The 24,513-nt window shown below is 61.7% G+C and carries 25 protein-coding genes, 2 tRNA genes and 1 pseudogene; 16 read left to right on the top strand and 12 right to left on the bottom strand.

What is annotated here, in order from left to right; translation table 11 throughout:
- Positions 1–65: 65 nt before the first annotated feature.
- Both choW and choV read left to right on the top strand, forming a co-directional pair.
- Positions 66–914, top strand: coding sequence for a choline ABC transporter permease subunit (gene choW / locus QIY50_12180; GenBank protein WGV23048.1), 849 nt, complete (start codon positions 66–68; stop codon positions 912–914).
- The gene (gene choV, locus QIY50_12175; GenBank protein ID WGV22836.1) at positions 911–2,089 is read left to right on the top strand and encodes a choline ABC transporter ATP-binding protein; all 1,179 of its coding nucleotides are present in this window, start codon (positions 911–913) and stop codon (positions 2,087–2,089) included. The genes choW and choV overlap by 4 nt, the downstream gene beginning before the upstream one ends.
- A gap of 119 nt (positions 2,090–2,208) precedes the next feature.
- On the opposite strand, the gene hisF is transcribed toward choV, so the two are convergent.
- The 7 genes and pseudogenes from hisF to QIY50_12140 all read right to left on the bottom strand — a co-directional run bounded on the left by hisF (position 2,209) and on the right by QIY50_12140 (position 8,440).
- Positions 2,209–2,979: an imidazole glycerol phosphate synthase subunit HisF gene (gene hisF / locus QIY50_12170; GenBank protein ID WGV22835.1), complete on the bottom strand. Its 771-nt coding sequence runs from the start codon at positions 2,977–2,979 to the stop codon at positions 2,209–2,211.
- 10 nt (positions 2,980–2,989) lie between these two features.
- Entirely contained in the window at positions 2,990–3,727 is a 738-nt protein-coding gene (hisA, locus tag QIY50_12165) for a 1-(5-phosphoribosyl)-5-[(5-phosphoribosylamino)methylideneamino]imidazole-4-carboxamide isomerase (protein WGV22834.1), read from the bottom strand.
- Between the two features lie 27 nt (positions 3,728–3,754).
- Positions 3,755–4,015, bottom strand: coding sequence for a DUF2164 domain-containing protein (locus QIY50_12160; protein WGV22833.1), 261 nt, complete (start codon positions 4,013–4,015; stop codon positions 3,755–3,757).
- Entirely contained in the window at positions 4,016–4,654 is a 639-nt protein-coding gene (gene hisH / locus QIY50_12155) for an imidazole glycerol phosphate synthase subunit HisH (GenBank protein ID WGV22832.1), read from the bottom strand.
- Positions 4,655–5,248 carry an imidazoleglycerol-phosphate dehydratase HisB gene (gene hisB, locus QIY50_12150; GenBank protein WGV22831.1) on the bottom strand — a complete coding sequence of 198 codons (594 nt, stop codon included), beginning with the start codon at positions 5,246–5,248 and terminating at the stop codon, positions 4,655–4,657. It abuts the gene before it with no gap.
- Between the two features lie 235 nt (positions 5,249–5,483).
- A complete protein-coding gene (locus QIY50_12145; protein WGV22830.1) occupies positions 5,484–6,479 on the bottom strand; it encodes an IS110 family transposase in 996 nt (331 codons plus the stop codon).
- 298 nt (positions 6,480–6,777) lie between these two features.
- Positions 6,778–8,440: pseudogene (locus QIY50_12140) on the bottom strand (OFA family MFS transporter).
- A 387-nt stretch (positions 8,441–8,827) separates the two neighbouring features.
- Between QIY50_12140 and QIY50_12135 the strand changes: the two are divergent.
- The 5 genes from QIY50_12135 (at position 8,828) to ppk2 (ending at position 13,736) form a co-directional block, all read left to right on the top strand.
- The gene (locus QIY50_12135) at positions 8,828–11,074 is read left to right on the top strand and encodes an AsmA family protein (protein ID WGV22829.1); all 2,247 of its coding nucleotides are present in this window, start codon (positions 8,828–8,830) and stop codon (positions 11,072–11,074) included.
- On the top strand, positions 11,071–12,138 hold the full coding sequence (mutY, locus tag QIY50_12130) for an A/G-specific adenine glycosylase (GenBank protein WGV22828.1): 1,068 nt from the start codon (positions 11,071–11,073) through the stop codon (positions 12,136–12,138). Before QIY50_12135 ends, mutY begins: the two co-directional genes overlap by 4 nt.
- Complete coding sequence (locus QIY50_12125; GenBank protein WGV22827.1) at positions 12,135–12,407, top strand: oxidative damage protection protein; 273 nt, start codon at positions 12,135–12,137, stop codon at positions 12,405–12,407. The genes mutY and QIY50_12125 overlap by 4 nt, the downstream gene beginning before the upstream one ends.
- Positions 12,408–12,497: 90 nt before the next feature.
- Positions 12,498–12,573 (top strand) — tRNA-Phe (locus QIY50_12120).
- 182 nt (positions 12,574–12,755) lie between these two features.
- Positions 12,756–13,736, top strand: coding sequence for a polyphosphate kinase 2 (gene ppk2 / locus QIY50_12115; protein ID WGV22826.1), 981 nt, complete (start codon positions 12,756–12,758; stop codon positions 13,734–13,736).
- Positions 13,737–13,777: 41 nt separating this feature from the next.
- Here ppk2 and QIY50_12110 read toward each other — a convergent pair whose 3' ends face one another.
- Positions 13,778–14,011: a hypothetical protein gene (locus QIY50_12110; GenBank protein ID WGV22825.1), complete on the bottom strand. Its 234-nt coding sequence runs from the start codon at positions 14,009–14,011 to the stop codon at positions 13,778–13,780.
- A gap of 236 nt (positions 14,012–14,247) precedes the next feature.
- Here QIY50_12110 and QIY50_12105 point away from each other — a divergent pair, with 236 nt between their 5' ends.
- Positions 14,248–14,691, top strand: a complete 444-nt coding sequence (locus QIY50_12105) for a hypothetical protein (protein WGV23047.1) — start codon at positions 14,248–14,250, stop codon at positions 14,689–14,691.
- A gap of 180 nt (positions 14,692–14,871) precedes the next feature.
- Here the strand turns inward: QIY50_12105 and gabP are convergent, their stop codons facing one another.
- The gene (gene gabP / locus QIY50_12100; protein ID WGV22824.1) at positions 14,872–16,257 is read right to left on the bottom strand and encodes a GABA permease; all 1,386 of its coding nucleotides are present in this window, start codon (positions 16,255–16,257) and stop codon (positions 14,872–14,874) included.
- A gap of 663 nt (positions 16,258–16,920) precedes the next feature.
- Here gabP and QIY50_12095 point away from each other — a divergent pair.
- From QIY50_12095 to QIY50_12075, 5 genes are all read left to right on the top strand, one after another.
- Positions 16,921–17,694 carry an ABC transporter ATP-binding protein gene (locus QIY50_12095; protein WGV22823.1) on the top strand — a complete coding sequence of 258 codons (774 nt, stop codon included), beginning with the start codon at positions 16,921–16,923 and terminating at the stop codon, positions 17,692–17,694.
- Between the two features lie 11 nt (positions 17,695–17,705).
- Positions 17,706–18,461 (top strand): ABC transporter substrate-binding protein, encoded by a 756-nt coding sequence (locus tag QIY50_12090; protein ID WGV22822.1) that lies wholly within the window; start codon positions 17,706–17,708, stop codon positions 18,459–18,461.
- Positions 18,462–18,515: 54 nt separating this feature from the next.
- Positions 18,516–19,208, top strand: a complete 693-nt coding sequence (locus QIY50_12085; protein ID WGV22821.1) for an ABC transporter permease — start codon at positions 18,516–18,518, stop codon at positions 19,206–19,208.
- Positions 19,208–19,897 carry an ABC transporter permease gene (locus QIY50_12080; GenBank protein ID WGV22820.1) on the top strand — a complete coding sequence of 230 codons (690 nt, stop codon included), beginning with the start codon at positions 19,208–19,210 and terminating at the stop codon, positions 19,895–19,897. The genes QIY50_12085 and QIY50_12080 overlap by 1 nt, the downstream gene beginning before the upstream one ends.
- 128 nt (positions 19,898–20,025) lie before the next feature.
- Entirely contained in the window at positions 20,026–21,231 is a 1,206-nt protein-coding gene (locus tag QIY50_12075; GenBank protein ID WGV22819.1) for a methyltransferase, read from the top strand.
- A gap of 351 nt (positions 21,232–21,582) precedes the next feature.
- Here the strand turns inward: QIY50_12075 and QIY50_12070 are convergent, their stop codons facing one another.
- The 3 genes from QIY50_12070 to QIY50_12060 all read right to left on the bottom strand — a co-directional run bounded on the left by QIY50_12070 (position 21,583) and on the right by QIY50_12060 (position 23,402).
- A complete protein-coding gene (locus QIY50_12070) occupies positions 21,583–21,873 on the bottom strand; it encodes a DUF3077 domain-containing protein (protein WGV22818.1) in 291 nt (96 codons plus the stop codon).
- A 381-nt stretch (positions 21,874–22,254) separates the two neighbouring features.
- On the bottom strand, positions 22,255–23,055 hold the full coding sequence (locus tag QIY50_12065) for an IS3 family transposase (GenBank protein WGV23046.1): 801 nt from the start codon (positions 23,053–23,055) through the stop codon (positions 22,255–22,257).
- Positions 23,056–23,093: 38 nt separating this feature from the next.
- Complete coding sequence (locus QIY50_12060) at positions 23,094–23,402, bottom strand: transposase (GenBank protein WGV22817.1); 309 nt, start codon at positions 23,400–23,402, stop codon at positions 23,094–23,096.
- 294 nt (positions 23,403–23,696) lie between these two features.
- Between QIY50_12060 and QIY50_12055 the strand changes: the two genes are divergently transcribed.
- The 3 genes from QIY50_12055 to QIY50_12045 all read left to right on the top strand — a co-directional run bounded on the left by QIY50_12055 (position 23,697) and on the right by QIY50_12045 (position 24,477).
- A complete protein-coding gene (locus tag QIY50_12055; protein WGV22816.1) occupies positions 23,697–23,945 on the top strand; it encodes a hypothetical protein in 249 nt (82 codons plus the stop codon).
- 98 nt (positions 23,946–24,043) lie between these two features.
- Positions 24,044–24,119, top strand: a tRNA-Thr gene (locus QIY50_12050).
- A 151-nt stretch (positions 24,120–24,270) separates the two neighbouring features.
- Positions 24,271–24,477 (top strand): DUF3079 domain-containing protein, encoded by a 207-nt coding sequence (locus tag QIY50_12045; GenBank protein WGV22815.1) that lies wholly within the window; start codon positions 24,271–24,273, stop codon positions 24,475–24,477.
- The last annotated feature ends 36 nt before the right edge of the window (positions 24,478–24,513 follow it).

The following is a 24,513-nucleotide window of genomic DNA, read 5'->3' as shown; positions in this document are numbered from 1 at the left end:
GCTACCTCGGGGCAGGCCCGTGCCCGCCCCGGGTTGATTTCAATCTATGCAGGTGGAAGCTCGCTATCATGCTTATCGATCAGAAAATACCCCTGGGCCAGTACATCGCGTCGTTCGTCGAGTGGCTGACCCAGAACGGCGCGAGTTACTTCGACGCCATCGCGCAAGGCCTGGAATTCATGATCCATGGTGTCACCAGTGCCCTGACTTTCTTCAATCCATTCGTGCTCATCGCGCTGTTCGCCGCCCTGGCGCATTTCATCCAGCGCAAGTGGGCGCTGACCGCATTCGTCGCCCTGTCGTTCCTGCTGATCCTCAACCTGGGTTACTGGCAGGAAACCATGGAAACCCTGGCGCAGGTCACCTTCGCCACGGTGGTGTGCGTGGCCATCGGCGTGCCACTGGGCATCGTCGCCGCGCACAAACCGATGTTCTATACCGCCATGCGCCCGGTACTCGACCTGATGCAGACGGTACCTACATTCGTCTACCTGATCCCCACCCTGACCCTGTTCGGCCTGGGTGTGGTACCGGGGCTGATCTCGACGGTGGTGTTCGCCATCGCCGCGCCGATCCGTCTCACCTACCTGGGCATCTGCGACGTCCCGCAGGAGCTGATGGACGCCGGCAAGGCCTTTGGCTGCTCGCGGCGCCAGCTGCTCACCCGTATCGAACTGCCGCACGCGATGCCCAGCATCGCCGCCGGCGTTACCCAGTGCATCATGCTGTCGCTGTCGATGGTGGTGATTGCCGCCCTGGTCGGTGCTGACGGCTTGGGCAAACCTGTGGTCAACGCACTGAACACCGCCGATATTTCCCTGGGCTTCGAAGCGGGCCTGGCGATCGTGCTGCTGGCGATCATGCTCGACCGTATCTGCAAGCAACCGGACCTGCCGGTAAGGGGTGAAGCATGAGCATCATTCGTTTCGAAGACGTCGACGTCATCTTCTCCAACAAGCCGCGCGAAGCGCTGGCCCTGCTCGACAAGGGCCAGACCCGCGAGCAGATCCTCAAGCAGACCGGCCTGGTGGTGGGCGTCGAGAAGGCCAACCTGGATATCCAGAAGGGCGAGATTTGCGTGCTGATGGGCCTGTCCGGTTCGGGCAAGTCGAGTTTGCTGCGCTGCATCAACGGCCTTAACACCGTCAGCCGCGGCAAGTTGTTCGTCGAGCACGAAGGCAAGCACATCGACATCGCCCACTGCACCCCGGCCGAGCTGAAGATGATGCGCACCAAGCGCATTGCCATGGTGTTCCAGAAGTTCGCCCTTATGCCCTGGCTGACGGTACGCGAGAACATCAGCTTTGGCCTGGAAATGCAGGGCCGCCCCGAGAAGGAACGGCGCAAGCTGGTCGACGAGAAGCTCGAGCTGGTGGGCCTGACCCAGTGGCGCAACAAGAAGCCGGACGAACTGTCTGGCGGCATGCAACAGCGCGTGGGCCTGGCCCGGGCGCTGGCGATGGATGCCGACATCCTGCTGATGGACGAACCGTTCTCGGCACTGGACCCGCTGATCCGCCAGGGCCTGCAAGACGAGTTGCTGGGCCTGCAGGCCAAGCTCAGCAAGACTATCGTGTTCGTCAGCCACGACCTGGACGAGGCACTGAAACTGGGTAGCCGCATCGCGATCATGAAGGACGGGCGGATCATCCAGTACAGCAAACCGGAAGAGATCGTGCTCAATCCGGCCGACGAGTATGTGCGCACCTTCGTCGCCCATACCAACCCGCTGAACGTGCTGTGCGGGCGCAGCCTGATGCGCAGCCTGGACAACTGCAAGCGAGTGAATGGTTCGGTATGCCTGGACCCGGGTATCGATTCGTGGCTGGACCTGGGCGAAGGTGGCTCGATCAAGCGTGCACGCCAGGGGCAGAACGGGCTGGACCTGCAGAACTGGGCACCGGGGCAGGATGTGGAGCTGCTGGGCCGCCGCCCAACGTTGGTCAATGCCGATATCGGAATGCGCGAGGCGCTACAGATTCGTTATCAGACCGGCAACAAGCTGGTGTTGCAGGACAACGACAAGGTGGTGGGGATTCTTGGGGATACCGAGCTGTATCACGCCTTGCTCGGCAAGAATCACGGCTGATGCCCTTGGGGCCGCGCTGCGGCCCATCGCGACACAAGGCCGCTCCTACAGGGATACGCATTCCCCTGTAGGAGCGGCCTTGTGTCGCGACAGGAGGGCGAAGCCCTCCCGGCATTCTGTCAGCGAACGACGATCCCGCGCGAAGCCATGTAGGCCTTGGCCTCCGGCACCGTGTACTCACCAAAGTGGAAGATACTGGCCGCCAGCACCGCACTGGCGTGCCCTTCCAGAATGCCGTCGGCCAGGTGCTGCAGGTTGCCCACACCACCCGAGGCAATCACCGGAATACCCAGCGCATCACTGATCGCACGGGTAACACCCAGGTCGAAGCCATTCTTCATGCCGTCCTGGTCCATGCTGGTCAGCAGGATCTCGCCAGCCCCAAGGCCTTCCATCTTCTTCGCCCATTCAACGGCATCCAGCCCGGTCGGCTTGCGCCCGCCGTGGGTGAAAATCTCCCAACGTGGAGCCTCGCCCGGCCCGGACACCTTCTTGGCGTCGATGGCGACAACGATGCACTGCGAACCGAAACGGTCCGCGGCCTCGCCGACAAACTCCGGGTTGAACACCGCGGCCGTGTTGATCGATACCTTGTCGGCACCGGCATTGAGCAGGTTGCGGATGTCCTGCACGGTGCGCACGCCACCGCCCACGGTCAGCGGGATGAACACCTGGCTGGCCATGCGCTCGACGGTATGCAGGGTGGTGTCGCGGCCATCGACGCTGGCGGTGATGTCGAGGAAGGTGATTTCGTCGGCACCTTGCTCGTCGTAGCGACGGGCGATTTCCACCGGGTCGCCGGCATCACGGATGTTCTCGAACTTGACGCCCTTGACCACCCGGCCGTTATCCACGTCCAGGCAAGGGATGATGCGCTTGGCCAGTGCCATGGTTCAGTCCTCAGCCTTGGTAGTTGTCGCAGAAGGCCTGGGCCTCGGCGACATCGAGGGTGCCTTCGTAGATGGCACGGCCGGTGATGGCACCGATGATGCCCGGGGCCTTGGCGTCCAGCAGGGCTTTGATGTCACCCAGGTTGTGGATGCCGCCCGAGGCGATCACCGGGATCGAGGTGGCTTCTGCCAGCGCCTTGGTGAACGGCACGTTGCAGCCCTGCATCATGCCGTCCTTGGCGATGTCGGTGTAGACGATCGCCGAGACGCCATCGGCCTCGAAGCGCCTGGCCAGGTCGATGACCTGCACCGAGCTCACTTCAGCCCAGCCGTCGGTGGCGACGAAGCCGTCCTTGGCGTCCAGGCCAACGATGACCTTGCCCGGGAAGGCCTTGCACGCTTCGGCGACGAATTCCGGCTGCTTGACCGCCTTGGTGCCGATGATCACATAGCTGACGCCAGCCTTGACGTAGTGCTCGATGGTTTCCAGCGAGCGGATGCCACCGCCGATCTGGATCGGCAGGGTCGGGTAGCGCTTGGCAATGGCGGTGACCACTTCACCGTTGACCGGCTGGCCTTCGAAGGCGCCGTTGAGGTCGACCAGGTGCAGGCGGCGGCAGCCACCCTCGACCCACTTGGCGGCCATGCTCACCGGGTCGTCGGAAAATACCGTGGAGTCTTCCATGCGGCCTTGGCGCAGGCGCACGCAGGCACCGTCCTTCAGATCGATAGCGGGGATAATCAGCATCTTGGGAACCTGTCTGTTCTTGGGGTTTCAGGGCTTCTCGAGCGCCCACAGATCGCTTTCGATGCTCTCGAACCGCTCCTTGAGGTGCAGCTGAACATCGGCAATCGCCCTGTTGTAGTAATGGGGTGCAATTTCTTTGCTGAACAGTTCGAGGACCTCGGCCACTTCGAACGACCCCAGCTCCAGCTCGAAACGGTCTTCGAGAAAGCGCTTGAGCGTATGCAGCGCTTCGCGCTCCTGCTCGGGGGCCAGGGTGATGACCGGGGCCTTGGTCTTCGACCTGCTCATTTACCAGCGCCCGTCCCAGGCAACGAAGTTCTGCAGCAGCTGCAGGCCATGGGTATGGCTCTTCTCCGGGTGGAACTGCACGGCAAAGCGCGAGCCATCGGCCAGCGCAGCGGCGAAATCGACACCGTAATGGCCGCGGCCGACCACCTGGGCCGGCTTGCCGGCATTGATGTAGTAGCTGTGCACGAAGTAGAACCGTGCACGGTCGGGGATGTCGTGCCACAGCGGGTGGTCGTTGGTCTGGCCGACTTCGTTCCAGCCCATGTGCGGCACCTTCAGGTGCTCGCCGTCTTCCTGCAGGTCTTTGCCGAAGAAGCGCACCTGGCCGGGGAACAGGCCGATGCAGTCGACACCGTCGTTTTCTTCGCTGTGGTCGAGCAGTGCCTGCATGCCCACGCAAATGCCGAGGAACGGGCGGTCCTGGCTGACTTCGCGCACCAGGCTGTCGAAGCCCAGGCGGCGGATTTCGGCCATGCAGTCGCGAATCGCGCCAACGCCCGGGAATACAACGCGGTCGGCTTCGCGGATGACCGTGGCATCGCTGGTGACCAGCACCTTACCGGCCCCTACATGCTCGAGCGCCTTGGCTACCGAGTGCAGATTGCCCATGCCATAGTCGATTACGGCTACCGTCTGCATTTACAGGCACCCTTTGGTGGAAGGCATTTGCCCGGCCATGCGCTCGTCGAGGGTGATGGCCATGCGCAAGGCGCGACCGAAAGCCTTGAACACGGTCTCGATCTGGTGGTGGGTGTTGTGGCCACGCAGGTTGTCGATGTGCAGGGTCACCAGGGCGTGGTTGACGAAGCCCTGGAAGAACTCCTGGAACAGGTCGACATCGAAGCCACCTACGCTGGCGCGGGTGTACGGCACGTGCATCTGCAGGCCTGGGCGACCGGAGAAGTCGATGACCACGCGCGACAGCGCTTCGTCCAGCGGCACGTAGGCGTGGCCGTAGCGGAAGATGCCCTTCTTGTCACCGATGGCCTGGGCGAATGCCATGCCCAGGGTGATGCCGACGTCTTCGACGGTATGGTGATCATCGATATGCGTGTCACCCTTGCACTCGATATCCAGATCGATCAGCCCATGGCGGGCAATCTGGTCCAGCATGTGTTCAAGGAAAGGCACACCGATATCGAATCGGGCCTTGCCACTGCCATCGAGGTTGATCGAGCACTTGACCTGGGTTTCCAGGGTATTGCGCTCGACGGAAGCCTTACGTTCGACCATCACCAGCTCCGCAAAATCATTAGGCGAAAAGGGCTTCATTATAGGCCTAGAACGCGCCGGCTTGAAACGCGGATGACATATGGCAAAGCAAGCAATTACGGGGCTGGATACCGTTACAGGTCTATACAACCGCGTAGTTTGGGGCTGCTTTGCAGCCCATCGCGACACAAGGCCGCTCCTACAGGGGACGGCGCTCGCAGAGGGAACGGGACCAATGTAGATACTCTGTTGGCGGTCAAGCTTTTCTGAGGTGTTCAGAGCTGAAAAGCTTGGCCGTATCAAATGGCTCATCCCCGCGCATACATGCCCAGATGCCTGTCAGGTACTTGCGCATGACAGCAGCGATAGCCTGCATTTTCTTCTTGCCCCTGTTGACCAACGACTCGTAAAAAGCCTTCGCATAAGGGTCGCAGCGCACTGCGGTCAAGGCAGGCATGTACATGGCTGCCCGTAGATAAGCATTCCCACTTTTGCCGAGTCTGCCGGGCTTATCAATGCTCGTTCCCGATTGGGTCTGTCGAACATCGAGACCCGCGTGGCGAGCTACCTGCGAGGACTTGAGCATTTGAGGAAGGATGGTCAGTTCAGCCAATGCCGCAAGTGCAGAGACTTCTCCCATCCCAGGCCCTGCGAGCAGCTGCTTGTACTGCCGAGTAAGCGTCGGACACTGGGCGACCAGCTCGCGGCCCGCCTTACGAAAGCGCTCAATTCGATTATCCAGTGAAGCAATCGCTTCCTCCTGATCCTCGATCAGCATCGACACGGTTGTAGCGGTCGCCTGCAATGCATGCAGTTCGTTCTTCGCCCTTGTACGATGCCCCACCAAACGATTGATGTGTCGCCCCAGAGCCCTCAGTTCAAGCTGCACAAGGCTTGGAGGTGTCCACAAGCGCGGTGTCATACGCTCGCCGTACTCGGACAGCAGTTGAGCATCTATTGCATCGGTCTTGCTGTTCACCAGCATCAGTTTGGCGAAATTGTGGAAGCTCTTGGGGTTGATCACGGATACAGGGAGGTCAGCCGCATGTAGCTCAAGGGCCAAGTCCAGGTAATAGATTCCGGTCGCCTCCATCACGATCGACTTGGGTTTGAGTGCCAGCAGCTTTTTCACCGCAGCCTTACGGCCTGCAGGGGTTTGAGCGATATCCCACTGTCCGGCCGGACGCCCATCTTTACGCACCCCAACGACCGAAGTACGTGAGCCGATATCGACGCCAACCCAGACACTCATTCCTTCCCTCTCCCAAGCGAGTTAGGTAACAATGGCCTCCGGTTCCCCGACCTCGAACTTCATGCTGCTGCAACCTTGTAATGCGAAGTCCGACTTGTCGGCTTCTCGATACTCTTCGCAGTGGGCAATGAGGCGGGGGCCTCTCTACATACAAGGTCAGGGGCAATACCTGCCTTCAGGAGCGATCGGCCTCCCCGGAAGTGCTTCTTCAGCCCGACGAGAATAACCTCTCCCGCTAGGCCAGACACAACATACAAGGAGCGGCCTTGTGTCGCGATGGGGCGCAAAGCGCCCCCAATCAATGGAACAGCACCGCCGTCTTCTGCAGAGTGACCCAAACCCCCCAGGCCAACGGCACGACCACCACTGCCCAGGCCAGCAGCACCAGCGGCAGGCTACCCGGCGCCGCCTTCCACTCCAGCGAGCGCGCCCCATCGGCGCCTTTGTCATGGCTCAACGCCCGCTCTGCAGCCAGTTCGGCATCACTCATGAAATGCCTGTCGGCCACCGGTCGCACCAGCATGTTGCAGAAAAAGCCCAGCACCAACAGGCCGGCGAGGATGTACAGGGTCATGTCATAAGCGGCCGCACGCTCCACCCCGGCCGCCAACTGATACTCGCGCAGGTAGGTAATGAGCACTGGCCCCAGCACCCCCGCTGCTGCCCAGGCAGTCAACAGGCGGCCATGAATGGCACCGACCATCTGCGTGCCGAACAGGTCAGCCAGGTAGGCAGGTACCGTGGCAAAACCACCACCGTACACCGACAGGATGATGCAGAACGCCGCCACGAACAGCGCCACGTTACCCAGGTGCCCCATGTTCGGCACCAGGCTGTACAAGCCCACACCCAGGGCGAAGAAAGCGAAATAGGTGTTCTTGCGGCCAATGTAGTCCGAGAACGACGCCCAGAAGAACCGCCCGCCGATGTTGAACAGGCTGAGCAGGCCGGTAAAGCCGGCGGCAATCGCGGCAATCTGCGCCAGCTGTGCAGCGCTCAGTTCACTAAAGGCCAGTTCGTTGCCCAGCAACTTGCCGGCGAACACTTCCTGCAGCAGCGGCGAAGCCATGCCGAGAATACCGATACCGGCCGACACGTTCAGGCACAGTACCAGCCAGATCAAGGCGAACTGCGGGGTTTTCCAGGCCACGCTGACGTGCACGTGGCGGTCGGTGACCATGGTGTTGCCGGCTTTCTTAGCCGGGGCGCTCCAGCCTTCGGGTTTCCAGCCGGTCGGCGGCACGCGATACGCCAAGGCACCGGCAGTCATTGAACACGAAGTAGATCGCCGCCATGGCCACGAAGCTCTGCCACACGCCCACTTCCTGCGCATTGCCGAAGTGGCCCATGAGCGCGGTGGCCAACGGTGCACCGACCATGGCCCCGCCGCCGAAGCCCATGATCGCCATACCGGTGGCCATGCCGCGCTTGTCCGGGAACCACTTGATCAGGGTCGACACCGGCGAGATGTAGCCCAGGCCCAGGCCGATACCGCCGATTACACCGGAGCCCAGCCACATCAGCCACAGCTGGTGGGTTTTCACGCCAATGGCCGAAATCAGCATGCCGCCGCACCAGCACAGTGCCGACACCAGGCCGGCCTTGCGCGGGCCGGCGTGTTCCAGCCAGCCACCCAGCACAGCTGCCGAGCAACCGAGGAAGACGAAGAACAGGGTGTAGATCCAGCTCAGCATGGAGATTGGCCAGTCGCATTCCGCGCTGAACATGCGGGCCATGAAGCCCATGTCTGCCGCGCAGGCGACCGGGGCGGTGATGCCGAGGGCCTGCGACAGCGGCAGCCAGAACACCGAAAAGCCATAGGCCATGCCGATGCACAGGTGAATGGCCAGGGCGGCGGGCGGGACCAGCCAGCGGTTGAAGCCCGGGCGGGCGATGATGCGCTCCTTCGACAGGAAGCCTGGCGCACTGGCCAAGGTCCCCGCCGCGACGGTACTGCTCATGGATCAGATCCTTCTTATAGGGAGGGTGCAGGCAAAGCGGCGCAAGGGTAGCAGCATCAAGTGGCGTGAAAGCAATCTGATATCGTTAATTTTTGCTTGGCTGAAACGGTCATGTTGCCTGTACCGGCCCAATCGCCGGCAAGCCAGCTCCCACAGGTACACCACCGGCCTGGGGGACAGCGGGATCCCTGTGGGAGCTGGCTTGCCGGCGATAGGGCCAGTACAGGCCACACATTCGGAACTGACAAAATCATGGCTGTCGAAAGCCGTACCATCTGCTGCAAGCGTAGGAAATACCCCGTATCTCTAGTCGAATACGCAGGGGCAACCACTGCGGCGCTATACTCTGCCGCCTGAATTTCAATAACGGACTACAAGGACTCGCCCATGAAAGCGTTCGGCAAAATCCTGGGACTTGGGCTTCTCGGGTTGCTGCTGATCATCGTGGCGCTGGGCTTCGCCCTGACCCACCTCTTCGATCCCAACGACTACAAAGACGAGATTCGCCAGCTGGCACGTGACAAGGCTCACGTCGAGCTGACCCTCAACGGTGACATTGGCTGGAGCCTGTTCCCGTGGCTGGGCCTGGAGCTGCACGAGGCGAGCATCGCCACCTTGAACAAACCCAAGGAGCCATTCGCCGACCTGCAGATGCTTGGCCTGTCGGTACGGGTGCTGCCATTGCTGCGCCGCGAAGTGCAGATGAGCGATGTGCGCGTCGAGGGCCTGAACCTGACCCTGGCCCGTGACGAGCACGGCCATGGCAACTGGGAAGACATCGGCAAGCCGCTGCCCGCGCAGAACGGTGCCAGCGCCGATGCGCAGGCCGGTACTGCGGCACCGGCACCGGCCGAACAGGCGTCGGCGCCGGCCGCCAGCAACGAGCGTGCCGTCAAGCTGGACATCGACAGCCTGACCGTGAACAACGCCCGTGTGCAGTACACCGATGCCAAGACCGGCCAGAGCTACAGCGCCGAGAGCATCCAGCTGAGCACCGGGCCGGTCCACGAAGGGGCGAACATTCCCCTCAAGGCCAGCGCCTTCCTCAGTGCCAGCCAGCCGAACATCAAGGCCCGCACCGAACTGGCCGGCGAGCTGCGCTTCGACCGCAAGCTCAGGCGCTACAACTTCGAAGACATGCGCCTGTCGGGCGAAACCTCGGGTGAGCCCACTGGTGGCAAGGCCGTGACCTTCGCCGCCCAAGGCCAGTTGCTGGTCGACCTGGCCGCCAATGTCGCCTCGTGGAACGGCCTGAAAGTCTCGGCCAACCAGCTGCGCGCCCTGGGCGAGCTGAACCTGCGTGACCTGGACAAGGCGCCACAGCTGAGCGGCGGCCTGTCCATCGCCCAGTTCGACCTGCGCACCTTCCTCGACGGCATCGGCCGCCCGCTGCCGGCCACCAACGACCCGGCGGCCTTCGCCAAGCTGGAGCTGGTCACCCGCCTGCAAGGCACACCGAACAGCCTGGCCCTGGAAGACCTGGCGGTGAAGCTGGACGACAGCACCTTCAGTGGCCGCGTGGCCGTCGAAGACTTCGCCAGACAGGCCCTGCGCCTGCAGCTCAAAGGCGACACCTTCGACGCCGACCGCTACCTGCCGGCCAAAAGTGAAGAAGCCAAGGGCGCCACCGCCGCCCGTCAGGCCGAGGTCAAGCAACAGGAAGCCAGCGCGGTCGCCGGTGCCGGCACCACGCCGCTGCCCAACGCCCCGACCCAGGTGGCCTGGAGCGACGACAAGCTGCTGCCGGTCGACCGCCTGCGCGCCCTCGACCTGCAGGCCGACCTGGCCTTCGGCGCGCTGACCCTGGACAAACTGCCAATCGAAGACGCCCAGCTCAAGGCCACCGGCCAAGGCGGCCTGCTGACCCTGCAAACCCTGCGCGGTGAGCTGTACAACGGCACCTTCGAGGCCAAGGGCACCGTCGATGTGCGCCCTGCCGTGCCGCAACTGGGCGTCAACACCAACATCCAGCGGGTACCGGTGGAGCACTTCATCAAGACCGAGGGCAAGGAACAGACGCCACCGGTCAAAGGCCTGCTGACGCTGACCAGCGACCTGACCGCCACTGGCAACAGCCAGAAGGCCCTGGTCGATACCCTCAACGGCAACGCCAATTTCGTCATCAACGACGGCGTGCTGGTCAATGCCAACCTGGAGCAGCAGCTGTGCCAGGCCATCGCTACGCTGAACCGCAAATCGCTCACCGGCGAGCCACGCGGCAAGGACACCCCGTTCCAGGAACTGCGTGGCAGCCTGGTAGTGCGCAATGGCGTCGCCAGCAACCCGGACCTCAAGGCGCGCATTCCGGGCCTGACCGTCAACGGCCATGGTGACCTCGACCTGCGCGTGCTGGGCATGGACTACAACGTTGGCGTGCTTGTCGAAGGCGACCAGCGCGCCATGCCGGACCCGGCCTGTCAGGTCAACGAACGCTACGTCGGTGTCGAAATACCGCTGCGCTGCCGCGGCCCGCTGGAGCTGGGCGCCAAGGCCTGCCGCCTGGACCAGGACGGCCTGGGCAAGGTAGCGGCCAAACTGGCTGGCAACCGCCTGCAAGACAAGATCGATGAAAAACTCGGAGACAAAGTGAGCCCGGAACTGAAAGACGCGCTCAAGGGGCTGTTCAAGCGATGAGCCCCGAGCAGTTCTCCAGCGCAGTGCTGGATTGGTATGACGAACATGGCCGGCACGACCTGCCCTGGCAACAGGGCATCAATCCGTACCGGGTATGGGTGTCGGAAATCATGTTGCAGCAGACCCAGGTCAGCACCGTGCTCAACTACTTCGACCGCTTCATGCAGGCCCTGCCGACGGTGCAGGCCCTGGCCGAGGCGCCGGAGGACGAGGTGCTGCACCTGTGGACCGGCCTGGGCTACTACACCCGGGCACGCAACCTGCAAAAGGCCGCGAAGATCGTGGTCGAAAAGCATGGCGGCGAATTCCCGCGCAGTGTCGAGCAGCTCACCGAGCTGCCCGGCATCGGCCGCTCGACTGCCGGGGCTATCGCCAGCATCAGCATGGGCATCCGCGCACCGATCCTCGACGGCAACGTCAAGCGCGTGCTGGCCCGCTACACCGCCCAGGCCGGTTACCCCGGCGAGCCCAAGGTGGCCAACCAGCTGTGGGCCACGGCCGAGCGCTTTACCCCGCAGCAGCGGGCCAACCACTACACCCAGGCGATGATGGACATGGGCGCCACGCTGTGTACCCGCAGCAAGCCCAGTTGCCTGATCTGCCCACTGCAGCGCGGCTGCGAAGCGCACCTGCACGGTGAAGAAACCCGTTACCCCGAGCCAAAGCCGCGCAAGGCACTGCCGCAACGCCGCACCCTGATGCCATTGCTGGCCAACCACGAAGGCGCCATCCTGCTTTACCGCCGCCCGTCCAGCGGCCTGTGGGGTGGTTTGTGGAGCCTGCCGGAGCTGGACGACATCGCCCAGCTCGACGACCTGGCCTACCAGCACGGCCTGCGCCTGGCTGGCAGCCGCGCCATGGACGGCCTGACCCATACCTTCAGCCACTTCCAGCTGGCGATAGAGCCCTGGCTGGTGCGCGTCGACCCGGTCGGCCAGCACGTGGCCGAGGCCGACTGGCTCTGGTATAACCTCGCCACCCCGCCGCGCCTGGGCCTCGCCGCCCCGGTGAAAAAGCTGCTCAAACGCGCGGCCGACGAACTGAATGCAGGAGACGCCCGATGACCCGCACCGTGATGTGCCGCAAGTACAAAGAAGAACTGCCAGGCCTGGAGCGCCCGCCCTACCCCGGCGCCAAGGGCCAGGACATCTTCGAACACATCTCGCAGAAAGCCTGGGCCGACTGGCAGAAGCACCAGACCATGCTGATCAACGAAAAGCGCCTGAACATGATGAACGCCGAGGACCGCAAATTCCTCCAGGGCGAGATGGACAAGTTTTTTGCCGGCGAAGAATACGCCCAGGCAGAAGGCTACGTTCCACCCTCGGAATGACCCCACGGAACGTAAGCGACGGAATTAATTTAAAATTTTTTCAAAAAGTCGTTGACGAGCGGTCTGAAAGTCTATTTAATTCACCTCGTCGCCCAGATAGCTCAGTCGGTAGAGCAGAGGATTGAAAATCCTCGTGTCGGCGGTTCGACTCCGTCTCTGGGCACCACCTTCAGCTTCTGGTGGTTGCAAAGTTACCCGAAGCGACAACAAGAAACCCGCCTAGTGCGGGTTTTTTGTTGCCTATTGTTTTCCATAACCCGCCTGCCTCATTGACCAGCATCAAATAGCCATCACTCGCTCACCTTCACAATCGACGACGGAAATCCGACTCGACCCGCAAGGACCTCCATGAGCGAAGAATCCCCCCTCCTGCTCCCCGCCCCCAGCGAGCCCGCCATCACCCCAGCCCGCACGCGTCGCCCACGCCAGCGCAAGCCGGAACCAACGATCACCAGCATCAGCCAGCAACCTGCCGCACTGGAAGTCGCCACCGCCCCCAAAGGAAGCAACGAAGACAGTACCTCGGCCCGCCTGCCGGCCAGCTACCCCTACCGCACCCGCATGCGTCGCCAGGACTACGAAAAGGCCAAACACGCGTTGCAGATCGAGTTGCTGAAGGTGCAGAGCTGGGTGAAGGAAACCGGCCAGCGCGTGGTGATCCTGTTCGAAGGGCGTGACGCAGCGGGCAAGGGCGGTACCATCAAGCGTTTCATGGAGCACCTCAACCCACGCGGTGCGCGCATCGTGGCCCTGGAGAAGCCTTCCGAACAGGAACAGGGCCAGTGGTATTTCCAGCGCTACATCCAGCACCTGCCCACGGCGGGTGAAATGGTGTTCTTCGACCGCTCCTGGTACAACCGCGCCGGGGTCGAGAAGGTGATGGATTTCTGCACGCCGCTGCAGTACCTGGAATTCATGCGCCAGGCCCCGGACCTGGAGCGGATGCTGTGCAACAGCGGCATCCTGCTGTTCAAGTACTGGTTCTCGGTGAACCGCGAAGAGCAGCTGCGCCGTTTCATCTCGCGCCGGGACGACCCGCTCAAGCACTGGAAGTTGTCGCCGATCGACATCAAGTCGCTGGACAAGTGGGAGGACTATACCGCCGCCAAGGAAGCGATGTTCTTTCATACCGACACGGCCGACGCGCCATGGACGGTGATCAAGTCCGACGACAAGAAACGGGCGCGGATCAACTGTATTCGCCATTTCCTGCATGCGCTGGACTACCCAGGCAAGGACCCTCAGGTGGCGCATGCACCCGACCCCGTACTGGTGGGCCGGGCTGCACGCGGCTTTGAAGACGACGACACCCCTCGATCAACGGGCTGAAGAACAGTCACCGCAGGCCCGGAACGCCTGCGGGACGCCCCCTAGTCGCGCGACATGGCACGAAGATGCTCGAAAGCGTCCTCGGTCATGTGCCCCAGATAGGAGACGCTGTGCAAATAGAGGTCACCGTGCTTCTTGCTGTCTTCCATAATTGCGCGGATGTCAGCCTTTGTGAGCGCCTGCTGGTTGCACTTGGCGAACCCGGTCACATAGTAAAGCCTATCGTCTTCGTCTTCGTCATAACCATACATGGTAACAAGATAGCAATGTTTCACATTCTCTCCTTAGTGCCACTGTGCGCTGCCTGTGAACGCCGATCTGGCATGGTGATCGACTGCCGCCCGAACATGAGTGACAGTGAGGGAGAGGTTAGGTAGCTCAGACGGCGGACATAATCTGGATGCATGTCCGTATCAACCCCGCCAGCCTGGATTGTCACGGCGTACAGCTTGGGTTTCTCAAGCAATTGCGCTTCAATACGCGCAACTTCAAGCAGCCCCCAGGATTCCCCATGGCCACCCCTACCAAGCAACAGAAACGCGCCAAGCGCGCCGCCAGCAAGGCCAAGCAGAACCGCATGGTACGCAGCGGCCAGGCGGTCAAGGCCAGTGCCGGCGACAGCGCCAGCATCGAGCAGGTGTACAACAAGGCCATGGAGTCGGGCAGCTACGACCCGCTGTTCAAGAAGATGAAGGAAGCCCAGGAAGGCGGCCTGGTGCCGATGATCTCGGTGTTCCTGGTAGACCCGCTGCTGGCCCTGGTGCTCAAGGGGCACAAGGAAGAACACGCCACCGACTACATCGTGCTGGTGTTCAATGCCTACCGTAAGTGGCTGGATGGCGCCGACGAAGAGGCGACCATGGCCTGGCTGGAGAGTGATGAATTCCAGGCGGCCTATGTCGCGGCCTCGGAGGCGGTGGCCAAGCAGCAGCAACAACAGAAGCAGTTTGGCTGACAGCGCCATGTAGCCTGTTCCGGCCTCTTCGCGGGCACGCCCGCTCCCACAGGTTCACCGCCAGCCTGACGGCAACGCCGCTCAAGTGGGAGCGGGCAAGCCCGCGAAGGGGCCGGTACAGGCAACAAAAAAGGCCGCGCCCTTCACAGGACGCGGCCTTTTCATTTCAGCCAGCGCGGATCAGTTGTCCAGCGCCACCCGCCCGGCAGCTTCACGCTTGCGATGCACCAGCAAGCCAGCCGCCACCACACCAATGCTCAGCAGTGCGGTCGCGATGATTTCGGCGCGGTGGTCCTCACGCAGCGCCATCACCACCAGAATGGCAATGATGAAGGCAATTGTCGCCCAGGTCAGGCCCGGGAACAGCCACATCTTGAAGGTGATCTTCTCGCCGCGGGCCTCACGCTGGGCACGCATGCGTAGCTGCGACACGGCAATCACAAGGTACACCAGCAACGCAATGGCACCCGAGCTAGCCAGCAGGAATTCGAACACCTGGGCCGGGGCCACGAAGTTGGCGAACACGCAGAGGAACGCCGCTGCAGTGGACAGCAGAACCGCCACATGCGGGGTAGCCGACTTGGTAGTGCGCTGGGCAATGGCCGGGGCGTCACCACGCTTGCTCAGCGAGAACAGCATGCGCGACGAGGTGTACAGCGCCGAGTTCAGGCAGCTGGTCACGGCGATCAGCACGACAATGTCGACGATCAGCTTGGCATTCGGCACACCGATGCGGCTCAGCACGGTCTGGTAGGAACCGGTCTCGGCCAGCGCCGGGTCGTTCCACGGTACCAAGGCCACGACCAGGAAGATCGACACCAGGTAGAACAGGCAGATACGCCAGATCACCGAATTGGTGGCGCGGCTGATCTGCTTGCCCGGGTCTTTCGACTCGGCAGCGGCGATGGTGACAATTTCGGTACCCATGAACGAGAACATGGTGGTCAACATGGCTGCCAGCACCGCGCCCAGGCCGTTAGGCATGAAGCCCTGGGTGTCGAACAGGTGGCTGGCACCGCTGACCTGGCTGCTTGGCACAAAGCCGAACAAGGCAGCACAGCCCACAGCGATGAAGCCGATGATCGCCAGTACCTTGAGCAGGGCGAACCAGAACTCGAACTCGCCATAGTTTTTCACGCTGCACAGGTTGGTCAGGGTCAGCGCCAAGGTAATCACCAGGGAGAACGCCCACAGGTCAACCGCAGGGAACCAGGCATGCAGGATGGCAGCGGCGGCGTTGGCTTCCAGCGGAATCACCAACACCCAGAACCACCAGTACAGCCAGCCGATGGTGAAACCGGCCCAGCGCCCGATGGCGCGGTCGGCATAAGTAGAGAACGAACCGGTGTCAGGCGAGGCGACCGCCATTTCACCCAACATGCGCATGACCAGTACGACCAGCGTACCGGCGGCAGCGTAAGCCAGCAGCACGGCAGGGCCGGCAGCAGCGATAGCGTGGCCGGAGCCAACGAACAGGCCGGCACCGATGACGCCAGCGATGGACAGCATGGTCACATGCCGTTGTTTGAGCCCCTGAGCGAGGTCATTGGAATTGTTACCGCTCATTAAAACTACCTTTGTAAGGAGTGGACCACGCCGACTGCGGGTACGGAGCGCGCCTGGGGTTGACCTGGGCGTCGCTGCAATCGGCGGTTTCCTGCTGGCAATAAGTGCGCCATATGCTGAATAGATTCGTCAGAAAAGTCGGCAGGCCTTTTAGCACGCGGTTTGGAGGGCTTTCGGCCAATAGCTGACCGAAGGGCCGCCAAATCATCGGATTACTGAAATACTCACTTACAAACGCACCAAAGGTGCTCCACGGTAACACCCGTGCACCATTGCAATGCCAAAAAGTGCAACCCTGAGGTACAACCTATAGACCTGACCGCCCCGTTCGCGGGCAAGCCCGCTCCCACAGTTCAGGTGCAACCATTTGGGCTTTTTAAAGAACCTGTGCGAGCGGGCGTACCCGCGAAAGGTCTAAAACCGCTTCCATGAGCGGGCCAAAGCTGGCACCATCGCGCCTTTTTTCATCAAGGCTCTGGTGCTGGGCGACACCTTCGCGGACATCCGCGCGACGTTGCGCTGCAGCGATGCGACAAACTGCCCCATCAGCGCCCCGAGTGCCCAGCGACCCTGTTGGCCGTGATAATGCCGCTATGCTAGCTTGGCGCACGCCAGGAAGGCCGCCAACAGCTGGGAACGCACCCGTACACATGAGGACCGCACATGGCTCAGGCCACGCCCGCGCTGGAAATCCGCAATCTGCACAAACGCTACGGCGAGCAGGAAATTCTCAAGGGCATTTCGCTGACCGCGCGCGACGGTGACGTGATCTCCATCCTGGGGTCGTCCGGCTCCGGCAAGTCCACCCTGCTGCGCTGCATCAACCTGCTCGAGAACCCGCACCAGGGCGAAATCCTGGTCGCCGGTGAAGCCCTCAAGCTCAAGGCCGCCAAGAACGGCGACCTGATCGCCGCCGACAACCGCCAGATCAACCGCCTGCGCAGCGAGATCGGCTTCGTCTTCCAGAACTTCAACCTGTGGCCGCACATGTCGATCCTCGACAACATCATCGAGGCGCCACGCCGCGTGCTCGGCCAGAGCAAGGCCGAGGCCATCGAAGCCGCCGAAGCCCTGCTGAACAAGGTCGGCATCTACGACAAGCGCCACAGCTACCCCGCCCAGCTTTCCGGTGGCCAGCAACAGCGCGCCGCCATTGCCCGTACCCTGGCCATGAAGCCCAAGGTCATCCTGTTCGACGAGCCAACTTCGGCACTCGACCCGGAAATGGTCCAGGAAGTGCTAAACGTTATCCGCGCATTGGCCGAAGAAGGCCGTACCATGCTGCTGGTGACGCACGAGATGAGCTTTGCCCGCCATGTGTCCAGTGAAGTCGTCTTTCTGCACCAGGGCCTGGTAGAAGAGCAGGGATCGCCGCAGCAGGTCTTCGAGAACCCGACCTCGGCGCGTTGCAAGCAATTCATGTCCAGCCACCGCTAACGGAGCAATACATGCACACTTACAAGAAGTTCCTCCTGGCAGCTGCTGCCACGCTGGTGATGTCGGCCAACGCCCTGGCCGCAGAAAAACTGCGCATGGGTATCGAAGCTGCCTACCCACCGTTCAACAACAAGGATGCCAGCGGTAACGTGGTCGGCTTCGACAAAGACATCGGCGACGCCCTGTGCGCCAAGATGAAAGTCGAGTGCTCGGTCGTCACCTCCGACTGGGACGGCATCATCCCGGCCCTGAACGCCAAGAAGTTCGACTTCCTGGTGTCGTCGCTGTCGATCACCGACGAGCGCAAGCAGGCCGTGGACTTCACCGACCCGTACTACTCCAACAAGCTGCAGTTCATCGCGCCTAAAAATGTCGATTTCAAAACCGACAAGGCCTCGCTCAAGGGCAAGGTGATCGGCACCCAGCGCGCCACCCTGGCTGGCACCTGGCTGGAAGACAACTACGGTGACGACGTAGAGATCAAGCTGTACGACACCCAGGAAAACGCCTACCTCGACCTGGTTTCCGGCCGCATCGACGGCATCCTGGCCGACAAGTACGTGCAGTACGAGTGGCTGAAGAGCAAAGACGGTTCGAACTTCGAGTTCAAGGGCGAGCCGGTGATGGACAGCGACAAGATCGGCATTGCCGTGCGCAAGGGTGACACCAAGCTGCGCGACAACCTGAACAAGGCCCTGGCAGAAATCAAGGCCGACGGCACGTACAAGAAGATCAACGACAAGTACTTCCCGTTCAGCATCGAATGATCCGCCCCGACCGGCGCGCCCTTGCGGCGCGCCAGTCCCTAGAATGACCTGCCCATGAATATCGACCTGCACGGATTCGGTCCGGCCATGATGGCCGGCACCCTGATGACCGTAAAACTGGCGCTTTGCGCCTTGCTGCTGGGCCTGGTCCTGGGCCTGCTCGGCGCCCTGGCCAAGACTTCCACCATCAAGCCGCTGCAATGGCTTGGCGGCTTCTACTCGACCCTGGTTCGCGGCGTGCCCGAACTGCTGTGGGTACTGCTTATCTATTTCGGCACCGTGGGGTTGATGAACGCCCTTGGTGAAGCCCTGAACATGCCGGGCCTGGAGCTCAGCGCCTTCGCTGCGGGCGTGATTGCCCTGGGCCTGTGCTTTGGCGCCTATGCCACCGAAGTGTTCCGTGGCGCCATTCTGGCAATTCCCAAAGGCCACCGCGAAGCCGGCCTGGCGCTGGGCCTGTCCAAGGGCCGCATCCTGTCGCGGATCATCCTGCCGCAAATGTGGCGCATTGCCCTGCCCGGCCTTGGCAACCTGTTCATGATCCTGATGAAGGACACCGCCCTGGTGTCGGTGATCGGCCTGGAAGAGATCATGCGCCACGCACAAATCGGCGTGACCGTGACCAAAGAGCCGTTCACCTTCTACATGGTCGCGGCCTGCATCTACCTGAGCCTGACCATCATTGCCATGACCGGCATGCACTTCATGGAAAAACGCGCCGCTCGCGGCTTTGCGAGGGCCGAATAATGAATTGGGAAGTCATCATCAAATGGCTGCCACGCCTGGCCCAAGGTGCGACCCTGACCCTGGAGCTGGTAGCCATCGCGGTGGTTGCCGGGTTGATCCTGGCCATCCCGCTGGGCATCGCCCGCTCCTCGCGCCACTGGTACGTGCGTGCGGTGCCGTTCAGCTACATCTTCTTCTTCCGTGGCACGCCGCTGCTGGTGCAGCTGTTCCTGGTCTACTACGGCCTGGCGCAGTTTGACGCGGTGCGTTCGAGTTCGCTGTGGCCGTACCTGCGCGACCCGTTCTGGTGCACCGTGCTGACCATGACCCTGCACACTGCTGCCTACATCGCCGAGATCCTGCGCGGCGCGCTGCAGTCGATCCCCAAGGGTGAGATCGAGGCGGCACGGGCGCTGGGCATGTCGCGAGGCAAGACGCTGTTCTACATCATGCTGCCACGCGCTGCGCGCATCGGCCTGCCGGCGTACAGCAACGAAGTGATCCTGATGCTCAAGGCCAGTGCCCTGGCCAGTACCGTGACCCTGCTGGAACTGACCGGCATGGCCCGTACCATCATCGCCCGCACCTACCTGCCGGTAGAGATCTTCTTTGCCGCCGGGGTGTTCTACCTGGTGATCTCGTTCGTACTGGTGCAAGGCTTCAAGCTGCTGGAGCGCTGGTTGCGCGTTGATGCCTGCCAGGGCCGCTGAAACCTCACTGACTGCTTCGCGGGCACGCCCGCTCCCACAGGTGTAGCGCCAACCTTGAATGTGGCGCTATACCTGTGGGAGCGGGCGTGCCCGCGAAGAGGCCCTCGAACCCACCACACATCCTTGCCATGCCCAACCACCTCCACAGCCCCCAGCTAAGCACCCGCTTCCAGGCCCTCGACCAGTTCCTGATCGAGCACCAGCAGCTGTGGAAACCCCGCCCCTTCATCACCCTGCAGCTGGCCTGGGAAACCGCCCACCCCGAGCTTGCCGCCCACCTGCGCCAATGCTCCCTGGCAGACGCCGAAGCCGACACCACCGCTACCCCGTTGCCTGCCCCGTTCCCACAACTGGCCCAGCAAGCCCGACAGCTTTCAGCCATCGGCAACCTCCCGGCAACCGACCTGCCCCCTGCCGCGCACCGTCTCGACGTCGCCGTCCCCGGCCGCAAGTGGCAGCAGATCGAAGCCTTCGCCAGCCACCTGGCCTTCCGCGAACAGGCCCGTCACTGGCTGGACTGGTGCTCCGGCAAAGGCCACCTGGGCCGCCGCCTGTTGCAACCCGGCCAACAGCTGACCTGCCTGGAATACGACGCTGAACTGGTCACCGCCGGCCAGGCCCTGAGCGCGCACCACCACTTGCCGGCGCAGCACGTGCACCAGGATGTGATGGCCAACGACAGCGCCCGTCACCTGGCTGGCGACAAAAGCGTGGTCGCCCTGCATGCCTGCGGCGACCTGCATGTGCGCCTGATGCAACTGGCCAGCCAGCAAGGTTGCCGGCAACTCGCCGTGGCGCCCTGCTGCTACAACCGCATCGCGGGGCAGCAGTACCAGGCGTTATCCACAGCCGCCCAAGCCTCCAGCCTGCGGCTGTCACTGGACGACCTGGGACTGTCCCTGAGCGAAACCGTTACCGCCGGCGCCCGCGTGCGACGCCAGCGCGACACCTCGATGGCCCGGCGCCTGGGCTTCGACCTGCTTCAGCGCCAGCAGCGCCAGACCGATGACTACCTGCCGACTCCGTCATTGCCTGTGGCCTGGCTGGAGAAGCCCTTCGAGCAGTACTGCCGCGACCTGGCCGACCTCAAGCAATTGCAGCTGACTGGCAACCCGGACTGGGCTGCCCTGGAAGCCGCCGGCTGGCAGCGCCTGGCCGAGGTCCGCAACCTGGAGCGCGTGCGCAACCTGTTCCGCCGGCCGCTGGAGCTGTGGCTGGTACTCGATCGCGCCCTGTTCCTCGAAGAACAAGGCTACAACGTGCGCCTTGGCCTGTTCTGCGACTACCCACTCACCCCGCGCAACCTGCTAATCCTTGCCGAACGCGACCGTTAGCCGCAGTACAACCTGTGGATAACTCTGTGAACAAGCTTGTGATTACCTGTTGGATCCAAGCGCTATTTCAAGCGCTTGGCTTATTCCGGCTTGTGCGTCAAGGCCAGTAAAAACAGGCGTTTGCGCAAAGACCGGCGGCGTAGCGGTCCGGCATGCCTTTCGCGCAAGGTACCGATGCCACTTGTGCATAAACATTTCTTGTGGTTGGCGCAAGCATTGTTTGCGGGGCCTTTGTGGGTCCCTTTTCTTGCTCAAAAATCTGCAGGTTTGCGCGATTCCTGTGGGAGCGGGCGTGCCCGCGAACACGGGCGAAGCCCGTGCCATGCAACGCGGTGCCCACTCCCACACCTTTCAATGCGCCTTGTTCTTGGCAATCTCGATATCGTTCATCAGCGCTTTGGCCATGTCGCACAGATAATCGGCAGCGCCCAGGAATTTATGGTCATCCTCCATATCCCCCTCGCGCACCAGATGCTTGATGTAGCCCATCAGGATCGAGACATGCTCGTAGGCAGCATCGACCGGGACGCCAGGCTCGACGCGTAGCAGATTGAGGGATGGGTTACCGGCTGCGAGGAAGGTTTCAACGCCTGCGGTGGTGATGGGCTTTGGGCTGCGGGGATCTGTATCGATCGTTTTCAATTTTCAAACTCCTATATTCCTCAAGGAGTTACCGCCTTCATTCTTTCTCACGGAATAAAGGGCGGCAACCGTGCACGGGGTGAGAAACCGAGTGAATATAGGAAGCCTCGGCCAGACCGAAGTCTGCCCGCGCACGGTCGCCATACGGGGCCGCTAAATTCGTAATCGGGTTCTCACACCCGGTCGCCAGAGCGACCCGAAAACGGTATCCGTGAGCCATTTCCCCGACAACAGCGATACTTCGGCGGCGCGCGTAGGATAGTTCCGAAGCGACCAAACCCTGAAGCCATTAGCCCCCAAGTTCAGAATCTTCGTACAGCTAAGGCCCCTTCGCGGGCGCGCTGTTCTGGTCAAGTTTTTCCGGACACCGATTACCGGTGATCAAGCCGCCTGCTGCTCCATGGCTATTGGCGACAGATAGTTGTTGTAGCTGTGGAGCCGGATTCGGTTGTATCGCATGAAGAAGCTGGTCATATCCTGCCTGGCTTCTTCAATTTCCTGGTAGCCCTTGGGCGGAACCCACTCTGACTTAAGCGTCCCAAAGAAACGCTCTGTTGGCGCGTTGTCCCAGCATTGCCCCCTGCGGCTCATGCTCTGCGTTATCCCATGCTCAAGCAGCTCGGATTGGAAGCGCTGGCTGGTGTATTGGCAGCCTTGATCCGAATGAAACATCAAGCCTGGCTGCTTGCCCCGAACCCCTACCGCCATCCTCAATGCCTTACTAACCAGGTTGGCATCGTTGATCAGGGAAAACGCCCAACCAACGATCCGACGGGCGAACAAATCAATTACTACTGCCAGGTGATACCAACGTTTCCCGACCATCAAACTGGTCACATCACCGCACCAGACTTGGTTGATCGCAGTAGGCTCGAAGTTACGTTCGAGCAGGTTCTTAGCCACGAATGCCTCGACTCCTCTGGAGCGATACTGATGCCGACGGCGCTGTCTGCTGGCCAGATTTGCTTCCTGCATGAGTCTTCCGGCCAGATACCGACCTACCTTCAGTTGCTGGGCTTTCAAGTGCTCAGAGAGCATCCTTGCGCCTGCGCTTCCACGGCTTTCAGCGTGCAATTGCACGACCTTTTCCCTGAGCGCGTCACGCTTGGTATTAGGCGCTGAACGGCGGTGAAGCCAGTCATAAAATGCGCTACGGGATACATTCAGCACACGGCAAAGCAGGCTGGTCGGATACGCACCAGACTCTCTCAGCTCCTCGATCAGGAAAAACGATCGGGATCCGACATCAAGAGAGCTGTAGCCTTTTTTAAGATTTCAGCCTCGGCCTCCAGGCGCTTGATCTTGGCCCGCAGTTGTTGGAGTTCTCGCTGTTCGTCGCTGATCGCCTTGGTACCGGCTACTGGCTGGCCTTTTTGACGCTCTTTGCGCACCTGATCAACCCACCGGCGCAGAGCCGTAGGGCCGACGTCCATTGAGGCGCAGACGTCGGGAATCGAGCAGTTGTCATCAAGAACCATGCTTGCAGCACGTTGCTTGAACTCGCGGGTGTAGGTCTTTCGTTCTTGCATGGAAACCTCCGGATTGGGCGAATCATATCGCCCTTAAGAGGTGTCCGGGGTCATTAGGCCAGTTCACGCCCGCTCCCACAGGTACTACACAGTTTCAAGGCTTGTGAAGATCCTGTGGGAGCGGGCAAGCCCGCGAATAGGCCATCACAGGCAACACAAAGCTAATGCCCCACCACCGCAACGGTGTATCATCCGGCCCCAAATCATTAAAAAGTGACGTCGCGCGCTGCCCGCCAGCCCCGCGACCTTCTGGCGTTGCGCCAGAACCGACATGGACTAACGGACCCGACCATCGTGACCCAGACCAAGCCCCTCGCCCTGCTGACCCTCACCCTGGCCCTGACCGGCTGCGCCAGCAGCACCGCTCCCCACCCTACCAGCAGCCTGGGCTGGAACCATCCCGGCATGCAGCTGGGCGGCGACAACGGCCTGCCCCTGCGCACCGAAAGCCCCTGCCGCAAGCGTGGTTGCGACAACGACAAGCTGTTCTTCAACCCGGGCAAAACCGAGCCAAGCGTCACCACCATCCATCGCGGCTGGTAGGAAAATTCTTCTTTCAGGCCGGTGACTTAGGTCATTTGCGAACATTCGCAAGGAAGTGGTTTACAGGCGCCAACCGATCGTTATAATGACGCCCCATTGCCGGTATAGCTCAGATGGTAGAGCAACTGACTTGTAATCAGTAGGTCCCGGGTTCGATTCCTGGTGCCGGCACCATACGCAGTATCAAAAAGGCTCACCGAAAGGTGGGCCTTTTTTGTTTTCAGCACGCTCTGCATGATCCCTTCCCCCAAGATTGATCTCAATCAAGCCTGGCGCCGGCACGCAGCTTAGCCTGAGATCAGTCAGCCCTTGAGGGAGGGAAACCATGGCCAAGAAATTCCCCAAAACCCCCAGCCACCCGGAGCGCATCTGCTGGGGCTGCGACCTGTATTGCCCTGCCAAGGCATTGGCCTGTGGCAATGGCGCGAGTCGGACTATGCACCCGGTGGAACTGTTTGGTGAGGACTGGGACAGTTTCGAAGACCGGCTGGAGAAGCCGGTTGATCGCGAGCAAGGGACTGGCCCTAGGTGAAATAGGGCAGCTTTACGGCCCATAGCCGGCAAGCCA

It is taken from the genome of Pseudomonas putida, assembly GCA_029953615.1.
Classification (GTDB): Bacteria; Pseudomonadota; Gammaproteobacteria; order Pseudomonadales; family Pseudomonadaceae; genus Aquipseudomonas.
The sequence above is the reverse complement of the archived record's forward strand: the minus strand, read 5'-3'. Positions and strand labels throughout refer to the sequence as shown.

Coding starts and splice junctions, on each gene's coding strand:
- choV (WGV22836.1), top strand. CDS start 911: ATGAGCATCATTCGTTTCGAAGACGTCGACGTCATCTTCTCCAACAAG.
- hisF (WGV22835.1), bottom strand. CDS start 2,979: ATGGCACTGGCCAAGCGCATCATCCCTTGCCTGGACGTGGATAACGGC.
- hisA (WGV22834.1), bottom strand. CDS start 3,727: ATGCTGATTATCCCCGCTATCGATCTGAAGGACGGTGCCTGCGTGCGC.
- QIY50_12160 (WGV22833.1), bottom strand. CDS start 4,015: ATGAGCAGGTCGAAGACCAAGGCCCCGGTCATCACCCTGGCCCCCGAG.
- hisH (WGV22832.1), bottom strand. CDS start 4,654: ATGCAGACGGTAGCCGTAATCGACTATGGCATGGGCAATCTGCACTCG.
- hisB (WGV22831.1), bottom strand. CDS start 5,248: ATGGTCGAACGTAAGGCTTCCGTCGAGCGCAATACCCTGGAAACCCAG.
- QIY50_12145 (WGV22830.1), bottom strand. CDS start 6,479: ATGAGTGTCTGGGTTGGCGTCGATATCGGCTCACGTACTTCGGTCGTT.
- QIY50_12135 (WGV22829.1), top strand. CDS start 8,828: ATGAAAGCGTTCGGCAAAATCCTGGGACTTGGGCTTCTCGGGTTGCTG.
- mutY (WGV22828.1), top strand. CDS start 11,071: ATGAGCCCCGAGCAGTTCTCCAGCGCAGTGCTGGATTGGTATGACGAA.
- QIY50_12125 (WGV22827.1), top strand. CDS start 12,135: ATGACCCGCACCGTGATGTGCCGCAAGTACAAAGAAGAACTGCCAGGC.
- ppk2 (WGV22826.1), top strand. CDS start 12,756: ATGAGCGAAGAATCCCCCCTCCTGCTCCCCGCCCCCAGCGAGCCCGCC.
- QIY50_12105 (WGV23047.1), top strand. CDS start 14,248: ATGGCCACCCCTACCAAGCAACAGAAACGCGCCAAGCGCGCCGCCAGC.
- gabP (WGV22824.1), bottom strand. CDS start 16,257: ATGAGCGGTAACAATTCCAATGACCTCGCTCAGGGGCTCAAACAACGG.
- QIY50_12095 (WGV22823.1), top strand. CDS start 16,921: ATGGCTCAGGCCACGCCCGCGCTGGAAATCCGCAATCTGCACAAACGC.
- QIY50_12090 (WGV22822.1), top strand. CDS start 17,706: ATGCACACTTACAAGAAGTTCCTCCTGGCAGCTGCTGCCACGCTGGTG.
- QIY50_12085 (WGV22821.1), top strand. CDS start 18,516: ATGAATATCGACCTGCACGGATTCGGTCCGGCCATGATGGCCGGCACC.
- QIY50_12080 (WGV22820.1), top strand. CDS start 19,208: ATGAATTGGGAAGTCATCATCAAATGGCTGCCACGCCTGGCCCAAGGT.
- QIY50_12075 (WGV22819.1), top strand. CDS start 20,026: ATGCCCAACCACCTCCACAGCCCCCAGCTAAGCACCCGCTTCCAGGCC.
- QIY50_12060 (WGV22817.1), bottom strand. CDS start 23,402: ATGCAAGAACGAAAGACCTACACCCGCGAGTTCAAGCAACGTGCTGCA.
- QIY50_12045 (WGV22815.1), top strand. CDS start 24,271: ATGGCCAAGAAATTCCCCAAAACCCCCAGCCACCCGGAGCGCATCTGC.